The 25472-nt window shown below is 60.5% G+C and carries 23 protein-coding genes; 12 read left to right on the plus strand and 11 right to left on the minus strand.

Going from position 1 to position 25472, the window contains the following annotated elements; translation table 11 throughout:
• Positions 1 to 2: 2 nt before the first annotated feature.
• The 5 genes from dhaL to HCG46_RS24395 all read right to left on the minus strand — a co-directional run bounded on the left by dhaL (position 3) and on the right by HCG46_RS24395 (position 7307).
• A complete protein-coding gene (gene dhaL / locus HCG46_RS24375) occupies positions 3 to 1739 on the minus strand; it encodes a dihydroxyacetone kinase subunit DhaL (protein ID WP_168687689.1) in 1737 nt (578 codons plus the stop codon).
• A 585-nt stretch (positions 1740 to 2324) separates the two neighbouring features.
• The gene (gene feoB / locus HCG46_RS24380) at positions 2325 to 4706 is read right to left on the minus strand and encodes a ferrous iron transport protein B (RefSeq protein ID WP_168687690.1); all 2382 of its coding nucleotides are present in this window, start codon (positions 4704 to 4706) and stop codon (positions 2325 to 2327) included.
• Positions 4706 to 5074 (minus strand): FeoA domain-containing protein, encoded by a 369-nt coding sequence (locus HCG46_RS24385; protein WP_168687691.1) that lies wholly within the window; start codon positions 5072 to 5074, stop codon positions 4706 to 4708. Before HCG46_RS24385 ends, feoB begins: the two co-directional genes overlap by 1 nt.
• 140 nt (positions 5075 to 5214) lie before the next feature.
• A complete protein-coding gene (locus HCG46_RS24390; protein ID WP_168687692.1) occupies positions 5215 to 5796 on the minus strand; it encodes a UbiX family flavin prenyltransferase in 582 nt (193 codons plus the stop codon).
• Entirely contained in the window at positions 5793 to 7307 is a 1515-nt protein-coding gene (locus HCG46_RS24395) for a UbiD family decarboxylase (protein ID WP_209009610.1), read from the minus strand. The genes HCG46_RS24390 and HCG46_RS24395 overlap by 4 nt, the downstream gene beginning before the upstream one ends.
• Positions 7308 to 7456: 149 nt before the next feature.
• Between HCG46_RS24395 and HCG46_RS24400 the strand changes: the two genes are divergently transcribed.
• The 4 genes from HCG46_RS24400 to HCG46_RS24415 are packed head-to-tail and all read left to right on the plus strand — an operon-like array spanning position 7457 to position 10295.
• A complete protein-coding gene (locus HCG46_RS24400) occupies positions 7457 to 8014 on the plus strand; it encodes an SCP2 sterol-binding domain-containing protein (RefSeq protein ID WP_168687694.1) in 558 nt (185 codons plus the stop codon).
• Complete coding sequence (locus tag HCG46_RS24405) at positions 8011 to 9021, plus strand: peptidase U32 family protein (protein ID WP_168687695.1); 1011 nt, start codon at positions 8011 to 8013, stop codon at positions 9019 to 9021. Before HCG46_RS24400 ends, HCG46_RS24405 begins: the two co-directional genes overlap by 4 nt.
• A 3-nt stretch (positions 9022 to 9024) precedes the next feature.
• Positions 9025 to 9936, plus strand: coding sequence for a U32 family peptidase (locus HCG46_RS24410; RefSeq protein WP_168687696.1), 912 nt, complete (start codon positions 9025 to 9027; stop codon positions 9934 to 9936).
• Positions 9909 to 10295, plus strand: a complete 387-nt coding sequence (locus tag HCG46_RS24415; RefSeq protein WP_168687697.1) for a hypothetical protein — start codon at positions 9909 to 9911, stop codon at positions 10293 to 10295. The genes HCG46_RS24410 and HCG46_RS24415 overlap by 28 nt, the downstream gene beginning before the upstream one ends.
• An 11-nt stretch (positions 10296 to 10306) precedes the next feature.
• Here HCG46_RS24415 and HCG46_RS24420 read toward each other — a convergent pair whose 3' ends face one another.
• The gene (locus HCG46_RS24420; RefSeq protein WP_286185511.1) at positions 10307 to 11068 is read right to left on the minus strand and encodes an NnrU family protein; all 762 of its coding nucleotides are present in this window, start codon (positions 11066 to 11068) and stop codon (positions 10307 to 10309) included.
• Between the two features lie 193 nt (positions 11069 to 11261).
• Here HCG46_RS24420 and HCG46_RS24425 point away from each other — a divergent pair, with 193 nt between their 5' ends.
• The 8 genes from HCG46_RS24425 (at position 11262) to HCG46_RS24460 (ending at position 21340) form a co-directional block, all read left to right on the plus strand.
• Complete coding sequence (locus HCG46_RS24425) at positions 11262 to 12425, plus strand: NnrS family protein (protein WP_168687698.1); 1164 nt, start codon at positions 11262 to 11264, stop codon at positions 12423 to 12425.
• A gap of 155 nt (positions 12426 to 12580) precedes the next feature.
• Entirely contained in the window at positions 12581 to 14794 is a 2214-nt protein-coding gene (locus HCG46_RS24430; protein ID WP_168687699.1) for a NosR/NirI family protein, read from the plus strand.
• Positions 14795 to 14824: 30 nt separating this feature from the next.
• Positions 14825 to 16735 carry a TAT-dependent nitrous-oxide reductase gene (nosZ, locus tag HCG46_RS24435; RefSeq protein WP_168687700.1) on the plus strand — a complete coding sequence of 637 codons (1911 nt, stop codon included), beginning with the start codon at positions 14825 to 14827 and terminating at the stop codon, positions 16733 to 16735.
• A 3-nt stretch (positions 16736 to 16738) separates the two neighbouring features.
• Complete coding sequence (locus tag HCG46_RS24440; RefSeq protein WP_205838671.1) at positions 16739 to 18022, plus strand: nitrous oxide reductase family maturation protein NosD; 1284 nt, start codon at positions 16739 to 16741, stop codon at positions 18020 to 18022.
• The gene (locus HCG46_RS24445) at positions 18019 to 18939 is read left to right on the plus strand and encodes an ABC transporter ATP-binding protein (RefSeq protein ID WP_168687701.1); all 921 of its coding nucleotides are present in this window, start codon (positions 18019 to 18021) and stop codon (positions 18937 to 18939) included. The genes HCG46_RS24440 and HCG46_RS24445 overlap by 4 nt, the downstream gene beginning before the upstream one ends.
• A 3-nt stretch (positions 18940 to 18942) precedes the next feature.
• Positions 18943 to 19773, plus strand: coding sequence for an ABC transporter permease subunit (locus HCG46_RS24450; protein WP_168687702.1), 831 nt, complete (start codon positions 18943 to 18945; stop codon positions 19771 to 19773).
• Positions 19770 to 20318, plus strand: a complete 549-nt coding sequence (locus tag HCG46_RS24455; protein ID WP_168687703.1) for a nitrous oxide reductase accessory protein NosL — start codon at positions 19770 to 19772, stop codon at positions 20316 to 20318. The genes HCG46_RS24450 and HCG46_RS24455 overlap by 4 nt, the downstream gene beginning before the upstream one ends.
• Positions 20315 to 21340 carry an FAD:protein FMN transferase gene (locus HCG46_RS24460; protein ID WP_209009611.1) on the plus strand — a complete coding sequence of 342 codons (1026 nt, stop codon included), beginning with the start codon at positions 20315 to 20317 and terminating at the stop codon, positions 21338 to 21340. The genes HCG46_RS24455 and HCG46_RS24460 overlap by 4 nt, the downstream gene beginning before the upstream one ends.
• Positions 21341 to 21352: 12 nt before the next feature.
• Here HCG46_RS24460 and HCG46_RS24465 read toward each other — a convergent pair whose 3' ends face one another.
• Genes HCG46_RS24465 through nirJ form a run of 5 tightly spaced genes read right to left on the minus strand, consistent with a single transcriptional unit; the run spans position 21353 to position 25470 of the window.
• A complete protein-coding gene (locus HCG46_RS24465; RefSeq protein WP_286185512.1) occupies positions 21353 to 21754 on the minus strand; it encodes a hypothetical protein in 402 nt (133 codons plus the stop codon).
• A 25-nt stretch (positions 21755 to 21779) separates the two neighbouring features.
• Complete coding sequence (locus HCG46_RS24470) at positions 21780 to 22031, minus strand: hypothetical protein (protein ID WP_023001466.1); 252 nt, start codon at positions 22029 to 22031, stop codon at positions 21780 to 21782.
• Entirely contained in the window at positions 22028 to 22771 is a 744-nt protein-coding gene (locus HCG46_RS28640) for a CbiX/SirB N-terminal domain-containing protein (RefSeq protein ID WP_168687704.1), read from the minus strand. The genes HCG46_RS24470 and HCG46_RS28640 overlap by 4 nt, the downstream gene beginning before the upstream one ends.
• Positions 22728 to 24275 (minus strand): nitrite reductase, encoded by a 1548-nt coding sequence (locus HCG46_RS24480; RefSeq protein ID WP_168687705.1) that lies wholly within the window; start codon positions 24273 to 24275, stop codon positions 22728 to 22730. Before HCG46_RS24480 ends, HCG46_RS28640 begins: the two co-directional genes overlap by 44 nt.
• Positions 24250 to 25470: a heme d1 biosynthesis radical SAM protein NirJ gene (gene nirJ, locus HCG46_RS24485; protein ID WP_168687706.1), complete on the minus strand. Its 1221-nt coding sequence runs from the start codon at positions 25468 to 25470 to the stop codon at positions 24250 to 24252. Before nirJ ends, HCG46_RS24480 begins: the two co-directional genes overlap by 26 nt.
• Between the last annotated feature and the right edge of the window lie 2 nt (positions 25471 to 25472).

Here is a 25472-nt window from a genome sequence, read left to right on the forward strand (position 1 = left end):
GTTTAGCCCAGCCTTTTTTCAAGTGAGTCGGCCAGTGCCACCAGGATAAGGCAGCAGGATGTCGCGCCTGCGTCCAGCACACCGCGCGATCGTTCGCCCAGACGGCTGGCACGTCCGATCTTCGCGACCAGATCGATCGTGCTGTCACGTCCCTGTTCTGCGGCCTTGCGCATGGCAGCAAGGGCAGCAACGAACCCTTGCGATTTTGCTCCGTCAAAGGCTTCGACCGCCGGAACAAGCGTGTCGATCAGTGTCTTGTCGCCGACCTTTGCCGAACCGGTCCGGCGGACGCCTTCAAGCGCGGCATTGAGAACGGCCGAGAACCCGTCGGCATCGATGGCGGGGCGCCCCTGAACGGTCGTTGCCATTTCCTGGAACATGAAGCCGTACAATGGCCCCATGGATCCGCCGATCTCGCTCATCAGGACATCGGACAGAACGCTCATCGCCTCATCAAGTGAAAGGGACTTGCCGGAAATACGCTCCGCGGCACGACCAAACCCCTTGGCCATGTTGATCCCGTGATCACCGTCCCCGATCAGACCGTCGATTTCGGAAAGATAGGCCTTGTTCGCGACGATCACCTCGGCAACTTCCGCCACGATCTCCTGAGATCCCGCAACAGGCACAGAAGGTCCCTCGATGGTGACATCCTTTGCGACGGTGGACCGCGCTTCTTTTCGGCTTCCCCGTGACCTGTGGGTCTGAGCGCCTTCGGTAACTTCCGGTGCTTCGACCTTCCCGGTCGACATGCCCGGTGCCTCGGCGGCCATGTCCAGCAGCTCTTTCAGCTCACTGTCGAGCGCCATGACCGTCAAGGTCGCACCAATCATTTCCAGCGAGGTGAAGTAGTTGCCGACAAACGCCTTGTGCACACGAATGCCCTGCGCCTGGAGACGTGTCTCGATGCGGTTGTAGAGGACATAAAGCTCGTTCACGGGCGTGGCACCGAGACCCGAAACAAGCACGGCGACTTCCGCTCCGTCCTCAAGTCCGTGATCATCGAGAACGATCTTCAGCATGTCGTCGGCCACGGCATCGGCAGTAGCGAGCTTTTCGACACGAACTCCGGGTTCGCCGTGGTGACCTATGCCGACTTCCATCGTACCGGCTTCGATCGAAAAATTGGGATGACCCACAGCGGGCAAGGTGCAGGGCCCGAGACCCACACCAACGGACCGGCAGGCATCGATTGCCTTTTGCGCGGCCGCCTGCACTTCCGTCAATGACCCGCCGAGCGCAGCCTTCGCTCCGCCGATCTTCCACATGAAGATTTCTCCGGCGACACCCCGGCGCTTTTCCCGCTCGGTAAGGGGCGCAGAGCAGACGTCGTCGTTGGCCACCACCGTAACGACCTCGATGCCGTCGGGAGCCACCATTTCCTTGGCCATTTTCACGTTCATGTTGTCGCCGGCATAATTGCCATAAAGGACGGCAACACCCTTGCCGCCATCGGCGGCGCGGATCGCATCGGCAAAGCTCTTGGCGGTCGGTGAGGAGAACAGCTCGCCAACAGCGGTGGCGTCGACAAGGTTCCGGCCGGTATAGCCGATAAAGGCCGGCTCGTGACCCGATCCACCACCAGTGACGATACCCACACGACCTGGCCGCGGCGCTGTGGTGGACACGACAACACGGTCGTTTTCCGGATCCAGCCGGACAAGGTCGCTATGCGCCCTCACGAAGCCGGCAACGGTCTCGTCCACGAGGTTGTCTGGGTCGTTGATAAATCTCTGCATTCTCTTTCCGCTTGAAAAAACGTCACAGAAGGGCTCAGCCCCGGAAGCCATGCGCAAGACGCCTTTGAACAAAGGTCCGCGCTCGGCCAACCGAAGTTTCCGAGACAAGAGTGACGCTGATTAGCTCCTCCCTGAGCCGCCCTGAACGTGCAGGTCCGGTCTTGATGGGCTCTATGCTTCATCCTTATTTTGTCATTTGTCAAGCAAGAGTCGAATAATATCAAAAATTGACATTTTCCGTGTCGAAACGCTGTCGTCCAGCGACGCTACAGCATTGCAGCCGCAATCCCGGCCAGGGCCGGAACCGCATTCCCACTACCTAAGGTTTCGGTATCTGCACTTGTTTGGAGAACGAATTTCGATGCCGTCACTTTGACCTGGCTCCGTCCAAATCGACAGAACGGCGGGTAGTAACCCATAAATCTAAGGCACTGATCTAAATGAGCATTCAGACATGCCCTTTGGCTGCTCTTATCGACGCAGGGAAGCGAAGGCCTTGCAGATGCCGACAGCATCGATCGCCCTTCGCCACCCCTCGAACGCCCGACGGCACAAATTGGCACTTTCTAGTTATGAGGGTAAAATTCACCCGGATGCGGAAGGTCGAAAATCTGCCTTGGCCGGACCACTTCTTCCAAGGGTCCGACTTATGAAGAAGGTCAGTCCGATCAGTCCCGTCATCAGCGCCAGCCAGAAAAGGGAGCGGTCAGGGTGGCTGCCGATCTGGCTGAGCTGATAGGCGATCGTGGCGCCGGAATAGGCGACGAACGTTGTCCATGCCGCAGCAAAGACGGCCCAACCGGCACCGATCTCCCGAGCAATCGCAGAAAGGGTCGCAACGCAGGGGATGTAAAGCAATACCGCCAGCATGTAGGCAAATGCAGCGCTCTGGCTGCCGAAGTACCTGGACATTTCGGCAAAGACGGCTGGCTGGACGTTCTGTTCGCCTGCCGCAGCTTCAAAACTGGATATGTCACCGACATCCAGTCCAAGCGGATCAAGCAGGGCATCCGCCAGGCCGAGCAGGGATTCGCCCAGGGCAAGCACCGTGGCTTGTGCGGTATCCATCGGATTGGGAACCACTTCACCTGCCGTTTCGCCGGAGGCGTAGAGAGCCTGCAGGGTCCCCACGACGGTTTCCTTTGCGAACATGCCGGTGAAAAGACCGACCGCTGCCGGCCAGTTGTCGGCACTGACGCCCATGGGTTCAAGAACGGGCGTAACCTGCCGGGCTGTGAGCGCCAGTATGGAGGTGCCATTGTCCTCATTGCCGAAGCTGCCATCAGGGCCGACGGAATTCAGAAACGACAGGAGCGCAACCACGATCACGATGGTCTTCCCGGCCTCGGCAACAAATTGCCGGATCCGGGCCCAGCAGAGCCGCAGGACCCTGGAAAGTGGTGGCATCTGGTAGATCGGCAGCTCGATTGCCAGAGGCCTGGGTCGCTGCAAGGTCAGCCGGGGAGCCAGCATCCAGCCGGTGAATAGCGCAGCCGCGATGCCGATCAGATACAGCGCGAAAACAACATTCTGCCCCCCAACCGGGAAGAAAGCAGCGGCAAACAGCGCATAGACCGGAAGGCGCGCCCCGCAAGACATGAAGGGCGCCATCATCGAGGTCAAAATGCGCTCGGCGCGCGTGTCGAGTGTCCGCGTTGCCAGCACGGCCGGAATTGTGCATCCGAAACCGAGCACAAGCGGCAGGAAGGCGCGGCCCGACAGTCCAAGACGACGCATCACACGGTCCGCGACCACGGCGGCGCGGGTCATGTATCCGCTTTCCTCCAGAAAGATCTGGCACAGGAACAGGAACCCGACCACCGGCACGAAGGTCCCGACCGTCTGAATGCCGGTACCGATCGCGCTGACGGCAATGTCGAGGACTGTGCCGGACAGCCCCAGCTGATGGAAAACGAGCGCTGGCGTATCGACAAAGGCAGCCTGACCGAGGCCGTCGAACAGATCGATGAAGACGCCGGACACATTGATCGTCAGGAAGAACAGGAGATACATCACGCCAAGAAACAGCACCGGGCCGAACCATGGCGAAAGGGCGATCCGGTCGAACCTGTCGGACAGAAATCTGCGACCTGCAGGGGGCGGCATATCAATGCGGCGCGCCAGAAGGGTTGCCTGTGCGAGGGGCGCGTCCGCCAGATACTGGTCGAGCGGCACACCATCCACAGGTCCAGTCTCCTCGATCAAACGGTCACGGGTTTCAAGAAGGTCTTGTCTCGCGCGTTTTTCCGTCAGCCAGTCCCGTTCCATCAACCGGCGCGATGCGGCAACGGTGTTGGCGTTTTCATATTCGGGCCTACCGTCCAGTACCTGTTGCAACGCCTCCAAGGCGTCGCAGACCTTGCCGGGCAAGGATGTCTGCTGAGGAGAGGAAACGCGCTGCCGATCTTGCAGGCAACGTGCAAGCTGGTCATGGAGCTGATCGAGCCCTGAAAGGGTTCTGCCGGAAACGGCAACCACTGGAACATTCAATTGTTCGCTCAGAACCCGAGCAGCTGCGTCCACGGCAGACGACGTCCAGCAGTCGGCCTTCGTCAGAACCGCCACAACCGGCACGCCGTTTCCACGGGCCTGCAGCAACATGGACAATCCGCGATGCGGCGCGGACAGATCCACCGCAACAATCAGGGCATCATGCGCCACGTTGACGAGCGCGTCTCTGGCAACCCTTTCATCTATCCGTTCCGCCTGGGGAGCGGACAGGCTCGAGATTCCCGGCAGGTCAACGAATTCAACGGTCAGACCCTTGATGACAGCCGTTCCGCTCTTTCGATCGACGGTCACGCCGGGCCAGTTGCCGATCGTTTGCCGGGCGCCGGTGAGCATGTTGAACAGCGTGGACTTGCCCGAATTGGCAGGGCCGAGCAGGAAAACCCGGTACTGGGCCGGCGCACAGGGCAGAAGATCCCGCCGAACGCAACCGGGTGCGGCACAACTGGAACAGCCCATCAGACGTCCCTCCCCCGGAAAACTTGTTCGTGGGCCTGTTCCTTCTGGCGATTGCTGTCGCAACCGCAGCCGCAGTCACAAGGAGAAAGATGGACCGACAAGGCCAGATCCACGCCGATGGCGGCGCGAATGTCGCCACAGGCTACGATGCGCGGCCGCAAACCGTTGCCGCGAAGAAGATTGATGACCGTGTCAGGTGCAAGCCCGGCCGCAAGAAGTTCCATGCGTGAATGGCGTGTCTCGCCCAGGCAGACAACGTGATACGCCTTGCCCGGCACGGCATGCGCAAGCGTCAGAACATCCGCGCCATTGGCCGTCGGCGGCGGCGTTATTTGTCCACTTTCGGTTTGAAGGATTGGTTCAGACATTGGCGAAGCCCTTCTTGTTCCGAATAAGGGCGTAGCACCGGAAGAACCCGACCCAATTGACCATAATCAAGTCTGACAGGGGGCCCGGTCGCGGCGAAAGATCACAGATCGACCGACGCAGGGCTGCCGGAGATCCAATTTCAGGCTGGTTCACCAGTCCATCGCCGCAGGCTGTCTCCCGGATCGATCCCCGCCGTTGCGAGCGCGCGGGCAGCAATCTGCCGGATCATTTCCTCTATCGTTGAAAGGCCCAGATAAAACGGAGGCACCGGCGGTGCGACGATCGCACCCATGCGGGTGACCTTGAGCATTGCCTCCAGGTGCCCTTCGTGGAGCGGGGCTTCACGAGCCAGCAGGACAAGTGGCCTGCGTTCCTTCAGAGTGACATCTGCAGCGCGTGGCAGCAGTCCCTCCCCCGTGCCGTAGGCGATGGCAGCGAGGCTGCGCATCGAACAGGGCGCGACGATCATGGCATCCACCTGAAAGGATCCGCTGGATATGGGTGCGGCGACATCCGAAGCGGCATATTCCTGCGTCGCGAGATCGTGGATTTCCCGGCGGGCCGCATCGCCCAACTCAAGCTGTATCGTCCGTTCCGCCGCAGTGCTCACCGTGGTGAAGGTGTCGAGCCTGAGTGCCTTGCACAACCGCAGAATTTCAAGTGCAATTGCCGCACCCGATGCCCCTGAAATGCCGATTACAAGTCGTTTGCGCCGGCTCATGGGCGCACCTCGGCCGCAGGTGTTAGGCACAGCTGCTCGAAGAGGCTGTCAGCACGCGTTTCCATCTCCGCCGGCATAGTCAGTTTCTCCGCAAACGTACGTGCCGTCTCTGCGCCAATCTTGATCGTCGCATCAATGCCGAGCTTGCCACCCAGTCCCTCGCGCGGACTGGCAAAGTCCAGTTGATCGACCGGTGTTCCGGTCAGGACGAGCAGGTCGCGCTCCGGGTCGGACCGTGTCGCGACAGCCCACATGACATCGTCCCAGTTCCGGATGTCGATGTCCTGATCGACAACGATCACGTATTTGGTCATCGAGAACTGCGGCAAGAGTGACCAGAAGCCCATCATCGCCCTCCGTGCCTGACCGGGATAGGTCTTGGCCATCTGAAGGATCGCCACTCTGTAGGAGCAGGTCGCAGGAGGCAGATGGACATCGATAATTTCCGGAATTGCCTGTTGCAGCAGCGGGCGGAAGAGACCCGTCATGGCCTCGCCGATAACAGAGGGTTCGTCGGGCGCCCTGCCGGTGAAGGTCGACAGATAGACGCAGTCCCGGCGCATCTTCATGGCCTTCAGCCGGAACACAGGATAATCGGCGGCTTCGTTGTAGTAACCGGTGTGATCGCCGAAAGGTCCTTCCAGCGCCGTCTCTCCCGGCTGGACCTCTCCTTCCAGGACAATCTCGGAACTCGCCGGGACATGAAGATCGATCGTGTCGCAGGGAGCGAGCTTTGATGGCGTGCCGTTGAAGATGCCGGCCAGCGCCAGTTCACTCACGTTTGCCGGAGCCGGGATAACAGACGCCAGCAAGGTTGCCGGATCACAGCCGATTACCACGGCAACAGGCATTGCCTCGCCTGACTGCTGCCACTGGTGGTAATGCTGGGCACCGCCGCGAAACGGCAGCCAGCGCAGGATTGCCCTGTCCTTGTCCAGCACCTGGATCCGGTAGATGCCGAGATTGTAGCTCCTGGGGTCGTCCCTGCCGGGGCTACGGGTGACGACCATTCCCCAGGTGATCAGTGGTCCCGCATCGCCCGGCCAGCAGGTCTGGACCGGAAGCTGCGAGAGATCCGGCTCAACCCGGTGAAGATCCTTGGGAACGCCAGTCATCTTCGGCCTTGAGTTAAGCCCTGCCTTTGCCATCGGGATCAGGGTTCCAGCCTCCCGCCAGGAAGCGGGCGGCTGCGGACTGCGCAAGCTGGCCAGAAACTGTCCGAGGTCGGGCAGGTTTTCGGGGTGAAGACCCAGTCCGTTCGCAACGCGCTTCGAGGTGCCGAAGAGATTGATCAAAAGGGGTGCGGCAAAACCGCCCCGGTCTGCCCGGACTGGATTGGAAACGAGGACCGCGGGACCGGCACTCCCGATCACCTTCTGATGCAACGCGGTCGCTTCAAGATGAACATCCACGGGGGTGCTCAGGGTCTTCAGATCGTCTTCACGACCCAGAAAATCCAGGAATTTCCGCAAGTTCGGAAAGGGAGGCAGGTCGCGACCGGTCTTTTGCATCGTGATTCCAGCAAGACATGCGCGTGTGGCAACACGCTGCTCAGAGTGTCCGGCGATATCGGCAGAACGACCGATGCCCGCCTTGATAATTGTCAAGTTGGCAAGGGGCGATGCCGGTCTAGGCTCCGCTCACAGAAAGTGAGATCCGGATGCAAACACACCCCTCTTCGGAAAGCCTGCCACCACTCGTTTCCTCCCTTGTTTCGCCCCTGCCGAAACCTCCAATGGAAGCGCTGTTGTCGACCCTCACGAAACGCCTCGTCGCACGTCGGCCGGATCTGATCCGCAGGCTCGGCGACGTAGTCCAGGTGCCGATCGCGATCGTTCCGGACGATTTGCCCCACGCCTTTCTTCTGTCACTGGACCCCGACAACTCCAGGGTCCGGATCTGTGACAAGAGCAGGATCGGCGATGCCAGGGCGATCGTGCGCGCTCCCTTTCTGGTGCTGCTGGGACTGCTGGACGGCACCTATGATGGCGACGCCCTGTTCTTCAGCCGTGATCTTCGTATCGAAGGCAGGACAGAGCACGTGTTGGCCCTGCGCAACACGCTGGAAGAGGCAGATCTCACGCCGGGCGAATTCTTCGGCCTGAGTGGACAATCGGCCGACTGGGTGAACACCATCAGCGACAAGCTGCTGGGCCAGGTTCGTGCCTTTGCGCAAAAATCCGCCCAGGCTGACTTTTCCCGGCAGAAACTCTCATGAAATCACCTGAAGCAAAGCCGCTGGAACTGGTTTGCCCGGCAGGAACCCCTGCCGCGTTACGCGCAGCAGCGGAAGCTGGGGCCGACGCGATCTATTGCGGTCTTGCAAACGAGACCAACGCGCGCAACTTTCCTGGGCTGAACTTCTCGCCGGAAGAGCTGGCGGAAGGCGTTGCCTTTGCCCACCGCAAGGGGTCCAGGGTGCTGGTCGCGATCAACACGTTTGCCCGGGCCGGAGATGTCGGTCTGTGGCGAGAGGCCGTTGATACGGCTGCGCAATGCAGGGCCGACGCCGTCATTGCCGCAGATCTTGCCGTTCTCGATCATGCGGCAAGCAACCATCCTGAACTGAGGCTTCATCTGTCCGTGCAGGCGGCCGCCAACACGCCCGAGGCGATCCGGTTCTATGCGGACACTTTCGGGGTGAAGCGCGTCGTCCTGCCAAGGGTGCTGTCGGTGCCTGAAATCGCGGGCCTGAACAAGGAAATCGACGTTGAAACCGAGGTCTTCGTTTTCGGCGGGCTCTGCGTGATGACAGAGGGTAGATGTTCGCTTTCCTCCTACGCCACGGGCAAGTCGCCGAACCTGACCGGCGTGTGTTCGCCGCCGGAACATGTCGACTACACCGAAGACGCCGACGGCAAGCTTCAGGCCCGGCTCGGCGGGTTCACAATCGACAGTTTCGAGCAAGGCCAGGCAGCCGGTTATCCGACGCTCTGCAAGGGCCAGTTCACCGCGGAAGGCAAGACCGGCTACCTGTTCGAGGACCCGGTTTCCCTCAATGCCTTCGAGCTTCTCGGAGACCTTTCCAAGGCGGGTGTCACAGCGCTGAAAATCGAAGGTCGCCAACGCGGCAAGGCCTATATCGCGGGCGTCGTCGGCGCGTTCCGGAAGGCTGTCGACAGTCTTTCAGACGGCGGTGACCCCGGCCCGGCCATCGGCGCCTTGAAGGCTTTTTCGGAAGGCGGCCGTCAGACCGCAGGCTCCTACAAGAAAACATGGCGATAGATGATGCCGGACCATCCGAAAATTGAACTTGCGCTCGGGCCCTGTTTCTTCAACTGGTCTGCAGAGCGGCTTGTCGACTTCTACCGCGGCATCGCCGAGGAAGCGGACATCGACCGCGTGTATCTGGGTGAAGTCGTGTGCGGCAAGCGCATGCCGTTCACAGATGCACTCTGGCCGGACATCATGGAGATGCTGACCAAGGCCGGTAAACAGGTGGTCCTGTCAGGGCTTGCGCAACCCGTCAACAAGCGGGAACGGGAGATCCTGCGCCAGCAGGCCGGTTATGACATGCCGATAGAGATCAACGATCTGTCGATGGTCCCGGGTCGCGCTGGCCAGGAATTCACGGCAGGCCCGTTTCTGAATGTCTATAACGAAGCCAGCCTCAGACTGCTTGCCGACAGAGGAGCCACGGCCTGGTGTCCTCCGGTCGAACTGCCTCTTGTTTCGATCCAGAAAATCGCCGCGCTCGTGCCGGAGGTGGACATTGAACTCTTTGCGTTCGGCAGGCTTCCACTCGCACTCTCGTCCCGTTGTTACCATGCAAGGGCACATGGGCTGCGCAAGGATGCCTGTCAGTTTGTCTGTGATCGCGACTCGGACGGAATGAACATCGCCACACTGGACGATCGCAGGTTCCTGGCGGCAAACGGAATTCAGACCCTGTCGGATGCCGTTCATGTTGCGGGCGTAACCAGCGGACAATTGCAGGCAACGGGTATCCGCCGGCTACGCCTGTCTCCTCATTCGCTGGACATGGTGAAGGTCGCCGGCACATTCAGGCGCTTTCTGGATGGCGAGCTGACATGTGAAGACTTGAATGCAGAGCTCGCAGGCCAAGGCCTGCCCGGCCCTGTCTGCAACGCCTATCTCGCAGGAGATGCAGGATGGAAGACAGCAACGCTCCCGGCCTGAGACCGGGCACCGAAGCGCGAAGCGAACCATTTCCGGATGTCATCGAGCAGATCCACCGTGAACTGCAACGCCTGGACATGCCCTGTACGTGCAAGGAACAACTGGACCGGACGATCGTCGCCATAGAAACCTGGAGAACCCTCAAGCTGCAGAGGGACCTGACCGGCAATATCGAGACCGAGTATGCCCAGATGGCGTCCGGTATATCCTTTCTGAGCGACCTGGCGCTCCTCAGCCGCAAGCCGCTGACAGCGCAGGAAATGCTCGATCATGCAGAAAGCCTCAAGTTTCTGGCAGATATGGCGGATCGGTGTGCCCGGCGGCTGACGGAACTGGCCAGAATTTCCGGCAAGACCTGAAGACCGCTGCCTTACGGCATCAGCGTTGCCACGGGATCGACACCTGCAAACAAGGGGTGCGCGACTGCCAGGACAATGTAGAACACAAGCCCTGCCGTTGCCCTGATCAGGATTGCTTGCCAGTTGACCGGCACCAATCTAGACGAATGCTTCATGTCGGCTAGCAGGCAATTCCAGGTATTGCCCATTTCCCTTTGTTTGCGCCGATCAATCAGTTTCATGCCCGCCAGAGAGAAAACCGCAAACGTTCCAAACAGGATGACGTGTGCCAGGTCTCCGTTCGGAACAACATGCGCCACTGACCACAGAAACGCAGCCACCAGGATCGGGTGACGGGTCAGGCCGACGATGCCTGGACGCTCGGGATCGAACCGGCTGTTGTGCCGCCCGCCGAAGGAGAACGGGTTTGGTGCACCGATCCCGAAGGCGAGGATCAGACAGACGGGCAGCATCATCAATACGGGTACATAGGTCTGCCAAGTCTCCCAGGGCCAAAGCGCAACGAATGGCGCATCACGGGCTGCCACAATCAACCACCACAGGATCCCCAGTGAAAGCAGCGAATAGCAGAGTGAAAACCCGCGCGGTGAGAGGAAGGCGACCAGAAGGGGACGAATCGGCGCCCTGACCAAAACCATGTGGGAGGCGAAGAAGACCAGGAAGGCCGCGATAAAATTGAGCCAGTCGAGGCTGAGCATGGCAGGGGCGCTCTCTACAGGAACACGTTTCCGGAACCTCGCAGCTCCGTCGATATACATGACTCTTATAGTCATGAATCCAATCCGACTTGACGATGGTCAAGACACTTGCAGACCCGTCTTGGGATCATGAGCCAAGGGCCCTTCGGCCTTTTTCATCTTCAGCTGCATTTGCCGGCCTGCCGGCAGAAACACCCTGAAAGGCAAGCTCATGATGGCAACTCATCGTTTTGGGGCATTGGGCAGCCCTACCCGGATCCCGACAGTGATGACCGCCGGGTTCAGGTTCTTTTTCCTCTCCGCAGGCATCTTTTCGGTATTTGCCATGCTCGCCTGGACAGTCTGGCTCGGTGTGCACGCCGCCGGAGGCACCTTTATCTCCACACCCATGGCCATGGCACCGCACCTCTGGCACGCGCATGAAATGGTTTTCGGCTATACGGCTGCCGTTATTGCGGGGTTCTTCGTGACCGCGGTGCCCAACTGGACCGGAACGAAGGAAGCCGGTTCGCTGTTTGTCATTGCCAGTGGCACGGTCTGGCTTGCCGGACGGTTCGCGATCTGGTTTTCCAACAGCATCGACCCGGTGATCGTTGCCGCGGTAGACCTTGCCTTTGTCCCGGTCCTCTCCACCGCCGTACTCGGGCGCCTTGCTCGCAAATCCCAGGCCCGGAACATGGTGTTCCTGGCCCTGCTGACGGCTCTCCTCACCGGCAATCTGATGATGCATCTGGAGTGGGTCGGCTGGACCGACGACACCGCCCAGGCCGGCGTTCGGATGGGAATATTCACCAGTACGGCCATGATCGCGATTATCGGTGGCCGGGTCGTGCCGGCGTTCACGCGCAACGCCCTGCTTCGGGCGGGCTATCAAGGGTCCCTGCCCGTGTCACGTGTCTGGCTGGACCGGGCAGGTATCCTGCTTGTGCTGCTGACAGCTCTCGCATTCCTGCCGTTTGTGCCTGAGGTGCCGCGTGGTGGGCTTTGCCTGGCGGCCGGACTGGTCACGCTATTACGTCTTGCCGGTTGGCAAGGCTGGGCGGCGCGAAGGGAACCGATCCTCTGGATCCTGCATGCCGCCTATCTACTGCTTGGGTCCGGGTATCTGGTTTACGGTGTGACTTTACTGACCGGCGAATACTCCGAAACGGCTGCCCTGCATTTGCTTGCTGCCGGAGCAATCGGCAGCATGACACTTGCAATGATGACGCGCGCCTCGCTCGGTCACGCGGGTTTGCCGTTGAAGGTGTCGAGGCCGATCGTGCTCGCCTATGTGCTTCTGATCGCCGCCGCGCTGGTGCGAAGTTTCGGGCTCGGCGCCCTCGGCTACTTCGAAACCATGCTGCTGTCGGGCAGTTTGTGGATCGTGGCCTTCGCTTTGTATGTCGGGGTCTATTTCCCGATCCTGACGACGCCTCGAATACGAAAATAACAATATTTATCAAGGCGCTCGCCACAGGTGAGCGCCTTTTTTTCATCTCCTGAAAAATCAATTTCGACACGCTTGACTATCGTCAAGAAGTTCCAGGCCATGAAGGCCGACAACTAGCCCCAAGAGAAAACACACGACTTCTTGGAGCGCGTCTCGTGGGTCATCCCCGTCACATTTTTCTGTTCGCCTTCCTGAGCATCGCTGTTGCCCTGGGTCTGGTGGGAATCGCACCGGTCAAGGCAGATGAAGCGCTGGTCCAGCATTACCTCGACAAGGTAGCGCCGGGCGAACTCGTGCCGGGGGCCGAAACTTTCGGCCCGCTGAAGAACGATGTTCCGGTCGTGCCTGCCCTGAAAGGCAAAGACACGCTCGGCTGGGTTTACCTGACTTCGGATTTCGTCTCCACAACGGGCTATTCCGGCAAACCGATCCACACTCTTGTCGGGGTCGACAAGGACGCCGTCATCACGGGTGTCCGACTGGTCAAACACTCCGAACCGATTGTCCTGATCGGAATTCCGGACAAAAAAATCCGTGCGGTCACGGAAGGATATGCAGGTCTCGACCTGAAGGCGGAAGCCGCCAGTGGTGGCTCGGCACACGATCTCGACATCATATCCGGCGCGACCGTGACCATCATGGTCATCGACGATTCCATCATCCGTTCGGGCCTGAAGGTTGCACGGACCATGGGTCTGGGTGGTCTTGCTTCCGAAGTTGCGGAGAGTGGCCCGCAAAGGGAAGTCGATACCGGCAAGAAAGACATCAGTGACTGGATGACGTTGACCGGTGATGGCTCGGTACGGCGCCTCTCCCTGGATGTTGCTCAGATCAACGAATCCTTTGTGAGCCAGGGCGACAAACGTGCGGTCGACAGGCCTGAAAAAGGCCCGGAAACCGACACTTTCATCGACCTCTATCTCGCTCTTGCAGATGTACCTTCAATCGGCCTGTCGCTGTTGGGCGAAGCAGAATATGCCAACCTGATGGCACGGCTGAACGACGGCGACCATGCCATTCTTGTGGCCGGCCGGGGACGCTATTCCTTCAAGGGGTCGGGTTACGTGCGGGGCGGGATCTTCGACCGGATCCAGCTCATCCAGGACGATATCTCGGTTCGTTTCCATGACCGCCAGCACAACCGCGTCGGAACCATCGCCGCGGAAGGTGCCCCGGCCTTTTCCGAAATGGACCTCTTCATCATTCCGGCAGACTCAGGTTTCGATCCTGCCAAGGAATTCCGGCTGCAGCTGCTCGTGCAGCGCCCGGTCGGGCCGATCGAAAAGGTGTTCCTGACGTTCGACCTCGGCTACCGCCTGCCCGACAGTTATCTGAAGGCCGCTGCACCAGCCGCAGCGCCTGCCGCAGCATCGGGTCAATCCAGCGGAGCCGTCGCGGAAAAGGACACAGGTGTCCAAGCACTGTGGAAACGGATCTGGAATGACCGCAAGACGGACGTTCTGATCCTTGGCGCTGCCATCGCCGTGCTCACGCTGGTGTTCTTCTTCCAGATGCAGGTGACCCGTAACGAGCGTTTCACCTTCTGGTTCCGCATCGGCTTCCTCACCTTCACGCTGGTCTGGCTCGGCTGGATGGAAAACGCCCAGCTGTCGGTGGTCAACGTGCTGGCCTTCTTTTCGGCCCTCACGAGCGACTTCAGCTGGGACGCCTTCCTGATGGATCCGCTGGTGTTCCTGCTGTGGTTCTCCGTGGCTGCTGCCCTTCTGTTCTGGGGACGCGGCGCCTATTGCGGCTGGCTGTGCCCCTTCGGCGCCCTGCAGGAGCTGACCAACCGTATCGCCAAGCTGTGCCGTATCCCGCAGATCGAAGTGCCGTGGGGTCTGCATGAGCGCCTGTGGCCGGTGAAATACATCATCTTCCTGGGTCTGTTCGGACTGTCGCTCTATTCACTCGATGTGGCCGAACACTATGCCGAGGTCGAACCCTTCAAGACGGCCATCATCCTGAAGTTCCAGCGCGCCTGGCCCTTCGTCCTGTTCGCGGTGGCCCTGCTGGCAGCCGGCCTGTTCATCGAGCGGTTCTACTGCCGGTATCTGTGCCCGCTCGGCGCGGCCCTCGCGATCCCGGCACGGCTGCGGATGTTCGACTGGCTGAAGCGGTACCGCGAGTGCGGCAACCCCTGCAACCGCTGCGCCAAGGAGTGCATGGTCCAGGCCATCCATCCCGAAGGCCACATCAATCCCAACGAGTGCCTGAACTGCCTGCACTGCCAGGTTCTGTATCAGCACGACCAGAAATGTCCCGTTTGCATCAAGAAGCTCGCGAAAAGACGGCGGTTCGAGGTGCAGACCGGTCTCGTCAAGCCGGACACAAAAGCCAAGGCGGAAACGCCGGTGCCGGCCAAATAACCTTCAAAAGGCAACCTAAGGAGATCAGCCATGAAGGACTCTCAAGAACAGCGCGGCGTGTCCCGCCGGGATCTGTTGGGCGGATCAGCCAAGACCGCCATTGTCGCCGGAATGGGCGCAGTCGCCCTCAGCGGTGCAGACCTTGCATATGCGCAGGGAGACGGACAGAAGTTCGAACTCGCACCGGGTGAACTCGACGAATATTACGGCTTCTGGTCGTCCGGCCAAAGCGGCGAGTTGCGCATTCTCGGTTTCCCGTCCATGCGCGAACTGATGCGTGTTCCGGTGTTCAACCGTTGCTCGGCAACCGGCTGGGGCCAGACCAACGAGTCCCTCAAGATCCTGACGGAAGGTCTGCTGCCGGAAACCAAGGCGTATCTCGCGGCGCAGGGCAAGGTCACCTATGACAACGGCGATCTGCACCATCCGCATATGTCCTTCACCGACGGCACCTACGACGGTCGTTACATCTTCGCCAACGACAAGGCGAACACGCGCGTGGCCCGCATCGATTGCACCACGATGAAGTGCGACAAGATCATCGAGATCCCGAACGCACACGACATCCACGGCATGCGGCCGCAGAAATATCCGCGCACCGGCTATGTCTTTGCCAATGGCGAGCATGAAGCTCCGCTGGTCAACGACGGCAAGATCCTGGACGATCCGTCCCAGTATTCCTGCCTGTTCACCGCCATCGACGGTGACGAGATGAAGGTCGCCTGGCAAGTGATCGTATCGGGCAACCTCGATAACTGCGACGCCGACTACCAGGGCAAATACGCCTTTTCGACCAGCTACAACTCGGAAATGGGCATGAACCTTGCCGAAATGACCGAGAGCGAACTGGACCATTGCGTCGTCTTCAACATCAAGGCGATCGAGGAAGCCGTCGCTGCGGGCAACTACCGGGAACTCAACGGTGTGCCGATCGTCGACGGCCGGAAAGAAGCCAACTCCCAGTTCACCCGCTATATCCCGGTTCCGAACAGCCCGCACGGCTGCAACGCGGCACCGGACAAGAAGCACATCGTCATCAACGGCAAGCTGTCACCCACCTGCACGGTGATCGACGTGACCAAGGTCGACGCGCTCTTCTCTGACAATGCCGATCCACGCTCGGCTGTTGTCGCCGAACCTCAGCTCGGCCTTGGCCCGCTCCACACGGCTTTCGACGGCAAGGGCAACGCATTCACGACCCTGTTCCTCGACAGCCAGATCGTGAAATGGAACGTCGACAAGGCCATCCGCGCCTATGCGGGCGAAGAAGTCGATCCGATCATCTCGAAGGTCGATGTGCATTATCAGCCGGGCCACAACTCCACGTCCATGGGTGAAACCGCGGAAGCGGACGGCAAATGGCTGATCTCGATGAACAAGTTCTCCAAGGACCGGTTCCTGAACGTCGGTCCGCTGAAACCGGAGAACGAACAGCTCATCGACATTTCCACCGACGACATGAAGGTGGTTCACGACGGGCCGACGTTCGCCGAGCCGCATGACAGCATCATCGTGCATGCGTCGAAGCTGAATCCGGCAACTGTCTGGGATCGCAACCATCCCTGGTTTGACGATGCCAAGAAACAGGCAGCCGCCGACGGCGTCGAGCTGGAATATGCCGCAGATGTCATCCGCGACGGCAACAAGGTGCGTGTCTACATGCACTCGGTCGCGCCGACATTCAGCCTCGAGAAGTTCACGGTAAAGCAGGGCGACGAAGTCACCATCTACGTCACCAACATCGATGATATCGATGACCTGACCCATGGCTTCTGCCTGTCCAACTATGGCATCGCCATGGAAGTTGGTCCGCAGGCGACCGCGTCGGTCACCTTTGTTGCCGAACGCCCGGGCGTCCATTGGTACTATTGCCAGTGGTTCTGCCATGCGCTGCACATGGAAATGCGCGGCCGGATGTTCGTGGAACCGAGGAACGCCTAAGCCATGCACCGCGCCTTTTTCAGATCACTGGCCCTTTCCACCGCTGCTGTGGCGAGCCTGGCCGTCTGCGGTCCGCTACAGGCGGAAGAATGGCAGGTACCAGCCGAAAAGGGCGCCTTGCAGCAGGTTCTTCAACAAGCGCAGGCCGGGGACATTCTCCGGCTTGCACCCGGCAAGCATGAGGGCCCCGTGGTTCTCGACAAACCCTTGACGCTGAATGGAGCGGGCAAGGCTGGCATTGCCGGCAACGGCACAGGTAGCGTCGTCACCATCAACGCGCCGGACAGTGTCGTGGAAGGGTTGGAACTGACCGGTTCCGGCCTGTCGCAGGAAACGCTGGATGCAGGCGTCAAGCTGTCCAAGACCGCGCATCGCGCCATCGTGCGTGACAACCGGATCCTCGACAACCTGACAGGTGTCGATGTTCATGGTGCGCGCAACGCAACAGTTTCGAACAATCTCATCGAAGGCCGTCAGGACCTGCGCATGAACGAGCGCGGCAACGGCATCTACGTCTGGAACGCGCCTGATCTTCTGGCGGAATACAACACGATCCGCTACGGCCGCGACGGCATCTTCGTCAACACCAGTCCCAAGGACACCTTCCGCAACAACCGGTTCGAAGACCTGCGTTTTGCCGTTCATTACATGCACGGCAACAACGGTGTCCTCGAGAACAACGTTTCTGAAGGCAACGACATCGGCTACGCGCTGATGTTTTCCGACCGGCTGAAGGTACGCAACAACGTCTCGATCGGCGACCGCAATCACGGCCTCATGCTCAACTACGCCAATCACGCCGAGATTTCCGGCAACCAGGTTGAAGGCGGCGGCGAGAAGTGCCTGTTCATGTACAACGCCAACAAGAACACGGTGACAGACAACAGCTTCGAAGGCTGCCCCATCGGTGTTCACTTCACCGCGGGTTCTGCGAACAACGCCTTCAAGGGCAATGCCTTCATCGCCAACAAGACCCAGGTGAAATACGTCGGCAGCCGCCAGCTTGACTGGAGCACGGACGGGCGCGGCAACTACTGGAGCGACCACCCGGCCTTCGACATGAACGGCGACGGCATTGCCGACACCGCCTACCGGCCCAACGACATGGTCGACCAGGTCCTCTGGACCCAACCTTCCGCCAAGCTTCTGGTCGGCAGTCCGGCTGTTCAGTTGCTGCGGTGGACCCAATCTCAATTTCCGGCGCTGCTGCCAGGCGGCATCGTCGATAACGCCCCACTGATGCATCCGCCGGTGCGGGCGACACCGAATTCGGGAGTTCAAGGATGACCGAAACGTCCCTTTCTGCACCGACCCTCCGCGTGGACGGCGTCTGCAAGACCTTTTCCGGGCACAAGGCCGTCGATGACGTGTCTTTTTCCCTGAACGCAGGTGAACGGGTTGCCATGCTCGGGCACAACGGCGCCGGCAAGACCACACTGTTCAAGATCGTGCTCGGGTTTCTGAAGCGCGACCATGGAGACGTCGCCGTCATGGGAGCTGCCCCCGGCAGTCACGATGCCCGTGTCGGCACGGCCTATCTGCCGGAATCAGTCGCCTTTCCCGCCTCGCTCACCGGCAAGGAAGTGCTGACCTTCTACGCGAGACTGAAAGGCGAAAGCCCGGCCAGGGCCTTGCCGCTGCTCGAAAGGGTTGGCCTGGCGGAGGCTGCAAAACGGCGGGTCGGCACCTATTCCAAGGGCATGCGTCAACGCCTTGGTCTTGCCCAGGCTCTTGTCGGGAGACCTCGGTTGATCCTGCTCGACGAACCGACGACAGGCCTTGATCCGATCTCCCGGCAGACGGTCTATGAACTGATCGGTGAAATCGCCGGTCAGGGAACGACGGTGCTGCTGTCGTCTCACGCCCTCACCGAGCTGGAGGCCCGGACAGACCGGATCCTGATCCTGTCGAAAGGCCGGCTCGTTGCCGACGATGTGTTGAGCCGCCTGCGCGCCCAGGCAGGGCTGCCGATCAGGCTGAAGGTCTGGACCAGGCCCGAAGATCTTGCCCATGTCTCCGAAAGCCTCGGCGGCGGGCAGATGAACGGACGTTCGGTCGAATTCAACTGCAACGCGGACGATAAGGTCAAAGCCCTTTCGGCAATCAGCGCACTCGGCAACCTGGTTGAGGATGTCGATGTGCACGCGCCGAGCCTTGACGACGTCTACCGGTATTTTTCCAGCACCGCTGGCAAGGAGGCCTGAACCATGTTCTCCAGAATCCTCACCGTAGCAGGACAAGAAATCCGAATTGGAATCCGCAACAGGTGGATCCTGCTTGCAGCGATGATCCTCGCCGTGTTCTCGCTGGCGCTCGCCCTGCTCGGCTCGGCACCAGCGGGAACGCTCGGCGTCGACCGCCTGACCATTACCGTTGCCTCTCTGGCCAGTCTGTCGGTCTATCTCGTGCCGCTCATCGCGCTGTTGCTCGCATTCGACGCCATCTGCGGCGAGATCGAACGCGGTACTTTGCTGATGACGCTGTCCTGCCCGATCTCCCGTGTCGAATTCCTGATCGGCAAGGCCGTCGGCCACACGCTGGTTCTGGCATTCGCACTGGTTGTCGGCTACGGTCTGACCGCCGGGTTGCTTGTGGCAGCGGGTTTCGGCTCCCTCTCGGGCCTTGCGGATTTTGCGCGTCTGATCGCAACCTCGATCCTGCTCGGCGTCTGCTTTCTCGCCACGGGCTACGTTCTGAGTTCACTGACACGCCAGTCGCGCACTGCGGCGGCGGCTTCAGTTGCCGTGTGGCTAATGTTGGTCGTCCTGTATGACCTTGCGCTGCTTGGCGCGCTGGTCGCAAACCCAAGCGGTGTCTTTGCGTCCGACGTTTTCCCCTACGCCATCCTGCTCAACCCGGCCGACGCCTTCCGCCTGTTCAACCTGGCCGCCCTCGGCGCAAGCGATCTGGTGGGCGGCATGGCCGGGGTGGCAGACACGCTGCCCTTCGACCCCTTGCTCGCCCTTGGCTCCCTGGCCGTATTTGCCGGCCTGGCCATGGCCGGCTCCGCTCTTCTGATAAAAAGGATTGCGCCATGAAACGCGCGCTCATTTCGATATTCATGCTCGGGGTCCTGGCTGCCTGCCAGGAAGAGGTTCAGATTGCCAAACCCGATGCCGTGCATCTGACACCGGAGGCGGCTGGTCACTACTGCCAGATGACCGTTCTGGAACATGACGGCCCCAAGGCGCAGATCCATCTGGCAGGAAATCCCAATCCGCTCTGGTTCACACAGGTCCGCGATGCGGTTGCCTTCCTGCGTTCTCCCGAGGAGCCAAAGGATATTGCTGCCGTTTATGTCAATGACATGGAGCAGGCAGAAAGCTGGACCCAGCCGGGTACCGACAACTGGATCGATCTGGATGGGGCCTGGTTTGTCATCGGCAGCGACGTGGCAGGCGGCATGGGCGCCCCGGAAGCAATTCCCTTTGGTACGCAGGCCGGAGCGGACGCCTTCGCACGGGACAACAAGGGCCGCGTCGTCCGCGCTGAAGACATCCCGACCGACTACGTTCTGGGAGCCGTCGATGTATCCGCCGCCACCTCGGTCCCCATGTCTGCAAAACACGGGGCTGCGCAATGACACATGCAACCATCAATCAACCACCCATGAACCGCAGGCGTTTCCTGCGGATCTGCGCCGCCGGTGTTACTGGTCTTGCTTTGCCGGCGGGTGCCGCAATGGCAGGTGGACAGGCCCAATTGTACCGCTGGCACGGCATTGCGCTCGGGGCTGGGGCCGAGATCGATATCCTGCATGAAAGCGCAAGCGAAGCGAAACGCCTGTTCAGCAAGGTGGAAGCGGAAATCCGCAGGCTGGAAGCGATCTTCAGTCTCTACCAACCGGACAGCGAGCTGGTCCGGCTGAACGCCAACGGACGGCTTTCGGCGCCTTCTCTGGAAATGGTCGATCTGCTTGGCTTGTGCGACAGGCTTCATGCCGCGACTGAAGGGGCCTTCGACCCGACCATTCAACCTTTGTGGGCCTATTATGCCAGGCAGGCGTCCGGCGACACCGGCGAGGATCTTGCGGCTGCCCGAAGTCGCACAGGCTTCGGACACGTCGTTTATGGCCCGGGCGAGATCCGCTTTGCTCAAGAAGGCATGTCCATGTCCTTCAACGGCATTGCCCAAGGTTACATCACCGACAGGGTGACGGCCCTGCTAGCCGTGGAGGGATGCACGAACATGGTGGTCGATCTCGGTGAGATCGTCACCAGAGGCGGGCCGGATGAAGAACCTGCTCTTGACGCAGGCGCTCACCGTGGCTGGCCAGTGACCTTGCAGCCAGTGGCCGAACGCACAGAGGCGAAAACCAGGATCAGATTGACGAACGCCGCAGTCGCCAGTTCCGCGCGGCTCGGAACGACCTTCGATCAAGCCGGCCGGCGCTCGCACATCATCGATCCGCGAACCGGCCTGCCGGTTGCGGGTGCAGTAGATGGCGCCAGCGTCATAGCTCCGGCCGCAGCTCTCGCCGATGGCCTGTCCACGGCCGCATTGGTGCTTGAAGAGAACCGCCTTGGCAGAGCCCTTACCGACTTTACGGCAACCAGCGCCTTCGTGGTGCGCCGCGATGGTTCGACAGGGTGGCTGAGGGCTTGAGGAACGCGTCTGTCAGCGGATTGCGGCGCGCAGGGCGGTCGAGGTAACGATCGCCCAGAAGCCCGTTCTGAAGATCAATGCCACGAGAGTGCGCGTTTCATGAGGCCCACCCTGGGACACATACACAAGGAATGCACATAAGACGACCGCGGTCCCGATCAGAATCGCGATGGCCATCCAGCGAGCCCACCCTCTGGCGAACCAGAGGCCGATGCCGGTCATTACATATGCAAAGCCCGCCAGGAAATTGAACCACAGGACAAACGAGACGACGTTGCCAGCCAATCTGGATAGCTGATCGCCACCAAAGAGAACCGTTCCACCGCTCACGACTGTCATGACACCGAAAACAGCGGCGGCGGCACCAGCCATGCGCAGGCCAGTTCCTCGACGCAGGTCCCTTTGTATCAACATGGTCCGTTTCCCGTTTACGAGTGTGTCAATCTGCCGGTGGCAGTTTTCCATCTGCTTCGTCCATCAGTCGCCGCACCCACTTTGCTGCAAGCCATGTCGCCGGGATGCCGAGTGGCAAGCTGATCCAGATCGACACGATCGGCGACAAGGCCGGCAAGCCGATGGCCTGCCCCATCAGGCTGAGCATGAAGAGATTGATGGCAACGGCAGCGGCCGTGAACGGATAAAGCACGATCGCAAGTTTGCGCACCGGCCAGCCGGTTTCGATCCGGGTCACGCCGCCAGTTCCTTCCGATTGGCGCTCTCCAGCGCGCAGGCGATGAGTTTGGGTACGAAAGGCGCCTCGATCAGCGGAGCAAGGCGCAGTCCCTCGAACCCGGCCTTGTCGAGAGCTTCCGGAATGTCCTGGGTCACATGGTGCCCGTTTCCGGCAAACAGGGGCAACAAGACCGTTCTCATGCCGCAACTTGTAGCCGTTTGTTCCAGGAAGGGTGCTTCTTCCAGGAAGCCCAGCCGGATCGGTCTTTCCGGCAACCATTCGGCAAGACCAGCCGCAAAGCGGACGGTGCTTTGCGCGGTCGACCGGCAGGTTGCCGACCCATGGGCTGCCAGCAGCAGTTCATAGCCGGACGCGTTCCAGTGGGTCCTTTCTGCCGTCATTTCCAGAAAATGCGCCGTCAACCGTGGCAACTCGGGATGAATGCCGAGGGCAGGCAGCTGCCGGGCGCCCGTCCCTTTCAGCCTGCCTGTCAGAGCGGTCTGCGTGAACCAGCCTTCGGCCATGAAAACCGGAAAAACAAGCGGTTCAGGCCCGGCAAGGCCCAGGGCCCGATCAAGAGCGCCAGGCGCCGCCAGCGTGGCCGAGCGGATGGACCAGCCGGGTAGGAATGCGCGGACCTGCTGCGCAAGTGCGCGCAAATACGCTTCACCTGCCTGCGGGTGCGACGGCTGGCCGTGCGAGACGAGGATCGCCTCAATGGCTCGTTCCTTCCGAAAAGGTGATCTTGTTCCAGACATTGTACTTCCCCGAAGGTTTTCGCATGGGCAGGCGCCGGATCTCTTCCAGCGTGCTGGCGTCGTAGACAATCACCGCACCGTCGTCCTCCCAGACGGAGACAAGGGCATAGCGGCCATCTTTCGTGAATTCGACATGGGCAACCGTCGCGCCTTCGACGGGCTTCAAGGTCTTGACGATTTCCAGGCTTTCCTTGTCGATCACATGAATTTCGTCCTTGTTCGGACCGAAGAAGACATCGGCCCAGAAATAGGGCGTGTTCTCGTGACTGCGCAGGAAGAAGCCGGGACCGTCGGTCTTGATTGTCGCGATCTGCTTCCAGGTTTCGGTGTCGATGACCGACAGCTTGCCTTCTTTCAGATGCGGGGTCGCCATGACCCTGCGGCCATCCCGCTCCCAGCTGATACCGGACCCGAGATGCGGCATGCCTTCCAGCGGCAGTTCAGCGATTTCACGTCCGACATTCAGGTTGACCACGACACCGCGCGCGCCGTCGCGCGACGCTCCGACGAGATGCCGGTAGTCATCATCGAAAAAGAAATCGTCAAGCGGTTCTGCCGTCAGGATCCGGCGGCGGGCGAAGAGACCGACGGACGAAGGCAAAGCTTCGACCATGCCTTTTTCCCGGCTGTGCACGAAGCCTTCGTAGACCGGGTCGGCTTCCGGATCGGTCGCTACTTCCCAGATTTCCGGGGCATCCTTCAAGGCAAGGATGAAGCTCTTGCGGTTGGGAGCCTGATAGACCGCCGAAACGCGACTGGCCGTGCCGTCCTTGGCCGTCACATCCATCACGGTTGCGACCGAAAGGTCCTCGGTCGACAGGATCGTCAGCGTCATCGGCAGATAGTTGGCAACCGCCAGCCACTTGCCGTCATGGCTCATGGCAATGTTGCGGCTGTTGAGTCCTGCCCGCACCCGGCCAACTTCCTGAAGCGCGTAGAGATCGTATTTCTGGACCCAGCCGTCGCGCGACATGATGAAGACATAGCGCCCGTCCGGCGAGAATTTTGGCCCGCCATGGACCGCAAACGGCGTTGCGAACCTGTCGAGTGTCTCGAAGGTATCGCCGTCAAGAACACTCACGTGATGATCACCTGTTTCGACGACAAGGGTGATGTTCATCGGATCGGCCTGCCAGAGCGGTTTTTCGACCAGCTGATAGTCCTCGTTGATCACCTGGCTGGCGGCAATATCCATTTCGTTCCAGTCCGGAACGTCACTCAGCGGTTCCTTCAGGAAAGCGGCCAGGGCCTCGATCTGATTGGCACCTAGAATATCGGCGAATGCCGGCATCTGCGTCGCCTTGCGGCCGTCTCGAATGACAGCATCCAGATCCGGTCCGCGCATGCGGCCGAGGGTCTCCGGGATCAGTGCCGGTCCGACACCACCAAGACGGCCAGCTCCATGGCAGTCCTGGCAGTTGTCTGCGTAGTCCTGCGCGGGGCCTGCAACCGAAAGCGAGGTCATCAGAAGGAGTGCGCTAAGCGAAGCGGTGAGCCGGATCATGGCGTTTTCCTCGGAACGGGGTCACAGCCAGGCGCTCGCCGCCAGGGCCAGCAAGCCCGATTTGGTCGTCATTGAGATAACAGGCAGGGTCTTCGGCCCAGGGGTCGCCAGTCAGTTGCAGTGCGCGGATACGGGTATTGCCGCCGCACACGTCCTTGAAGGCACAGGCACCGCAGCGTCCCTTTAGCGGACGCGGCCTTGTTCTGAGCCGGGCCAGCATGGGGTCCTCACCGGTCCAGAGTTCGGAGAACGGAACGGATTTCACGCTGCCGATGGTGTAGTCAGACCAGTAGGTATCCGGATGCACGTTGCCGAGGGTGTCGATGTTGGCGACACCGAGACCGGAGGAATTGCCTCCCCAGGCCGCAAGATGACCGCGCACTTGGGCTGCCGTCTCCGGACCAAAGATCCGCTGTACCCATTCCAGAAAGTAAACCGCGTCGGCATCATTGTTGCCGGTTACGATATCGAGTGGCCGGCCACCGCTGACACCTTGCCATGCACGGTCCATCAGAATGTCCATTGCCCATCTGGAGCGCTTGTGCTCGGCATCTTCGCCGCGGTGCTTGTCGCCCCTGCCGGCATAGACGAGATGGGACAGATAGAACTTGTCGACACCTTCATCGTCGCACAGACGCAGAAGATCCGGCAGGCTTTCGTGGTTGCCCTCGGTCAGAGTGAAGCGCAATCCGACCTTGATGCCGCGTGACTTGCATTCGCGAACGCCCCGCAGGGCAGATTGGAAAGCGCCCTCGACGCCACGAAACCAGTCGTTCGTGGCCCCGATCCCGTCAATGGAAATGCCCACATAATCGAAACCGATCTCGGCGACCTTGTCGGCAGTCTCGCCATGCAGCCTGGTGCCGTTGGTCGACAGAGCCAGCATGCGCACAAGGCTTCTGGCGCGCCCGGCAATCTCAAAGAGGTCTTTCCGGTCCAGCGGTTCGCCCCCGGACAGGATCAGGGCGGGAATGCCGAAGTGTCCAAGGTCCTCCAGGGTCGCCATGGCCTGGTCGTGGGTCAACTCGCCTGGAAAATCGACGTCTGCCGACACAGTGTAGCAATGGCGGCATTTCAGGTTACAGCGCCGGGTCAGGTTCCAGATCACCACCGGTTTGACCGCACCGGTGCCGCGGCGCGTCCTGACAGGTGTCGGCTCCACGATCTGGTGCATGTATTCCGAGAGGCGGAACATCG

It is taken from the genome of Labrenzia sp. PO1, from assembly GCF_012273635.1.
Classification (GTDB): domain Bacteria; phylum Pseudomonadota; class Alphaproteobacteria; order Rhizobiales; family Stappiaceae; genus Roseibium; species Roseibium algicola.

Coding starts and splice junctions, on each gene's coding strand:
- dhaL (WP_168687689.1), bottom strand. CDS start 1,739: ATGCAGAGATTTATCAACGACCCAGACAACCTCGTGGACGAGACCGTT.
- feoB (WP_168687690.1), bottom strand. CDS start 4,706: ATGGGCTGTTCCAGTTGTGCCGCACCCGGTTGCGTTCGGCGGGATCTT.
- HCG46_RS24385 (WP_168687691.1), bottom strand. CDS start 5,074: ATGTCTGAACCAATCCTTCAAACCGAAAGTGGACAAATAACGCCGCCG.
- HCG46_RS24390 (WP_168687692.1), bottom strand. CDS start 5,796: ATGAGCCGGCGCAAACGACTTGTAATCGGCATTTCAGGGGCATCGGGT.
- HCG46_RS24395 (WP_209009610.1), bottom strand. CDS start 7,307: ATGCAAAAGACCGGTCGCGACCTGCCTCCCTTTCCGAACTTGCGGAAA.
- HCG46_RS24400 (WP_168687694.1), top strand. CDS start 7,457: ATGCAAACACACCCCTCTTCGGAAAGCCTGCCACCACTCGTTTCCTCC.
- HCG46_RS24405 (WP_168687695.1), top strand. CDS start 8,011: ATGAAATCACCTGAAGCAAAGCCGCTGGAACTGGTTTGCCCGGCAGGA.
- HCG46_RS24410 (WP_168687696.1), top strand. CDS start 9,025: ATGCCGGACCATCCGAAAATTGAACTTGCGCTCGGGCCCTGTTTCTTC.
- HCG46_RS24415 (WP_168687697.1), top strand. CDS start 9,909: ATGGAAGACAGCAACGCTCCCGGCCTGAGACCGGGCACCGAAGCGCGA.
- HCG46_RS24420 (WP_286185511.1), bottom strand. CDS start 11,068: ATGACTATAAGAGTCATGTATATCGACGGAGCTGCGAGGTTCCGGAAA.
- HCG46_RS24425 (WP_168687698.1), top strand. CDS start 11,262: ATGACCGCCGGGTTCAGGTTCTTTTTCCTCTCCGCAGGCATCTTTTCG.
- nosZ (WP_168687700.1), top strand. CDS start 14,825: ATGAAGGACTCTCAAGAACAGCGCGGCGTGTCCCGCCGGGATCTGTTG.
- HCG46_RS24440 (WP_205838671.1), top strand. CDS start 16,739: ATGCACCGCGCCTTTTTCAGATCACTGGCCCTTTCCACCGCTGCTGTG.
- HCG46_RS24445 (WP_168687701.1), top strand. CDS start 18,019: ATGACCGAAACGTCCCTTTCTGCACCGACCCTCCGCGTGGACGGCGTC.
- HCG46_RS24450 (WP_168687702.1), top strand. CDS start 18,943: ATGTTCTCCAGAATCCTCACCGTAGCAGGACAAGAAATCCGAATTGGA.
- HCG46_RS24455 (WP_168687703.1), top strand. CDS start 19,770: ATGAAACGCGCGCTCATTTCGATATTCATGCTCGGGGTCCTGGCTGCC.
- HCG46_RS24460 (WP_209009611.1), top strand. CDS start 20,315: ATGACACATGCAACCATCAATCAACCACCCATGAACCGCAGGCGTTTC.
- HCG46_RS24465 (WP_286185512.1), bottom strand. CDS start 21,754: ATGTTGATACAAAGGGACCTGCGTCGAGGAACTGGCCTGCGCATGGCT.
- HCG46_RS28640 (WP_168687704.1), bottom strand. CDS start 22,771: ATGTCTGGAACAAGATCACCTTTTCGGAAGGAACGAGCCATTGAGGCG.
- HCG46_RS24480 (WP_168687705.1), bottom strand. CDS start 24,275: ATGATCCGGCTCACCGCTTCGCTTAGCGCACTCCTTCTGATGACCTCG.
- nirJ (WP_168687706.1), bottom strand. CDS start 25,470: ATGTTCCGCCTCTCGGAATACATGCACCAGATCGTGGAGCCGACACCT.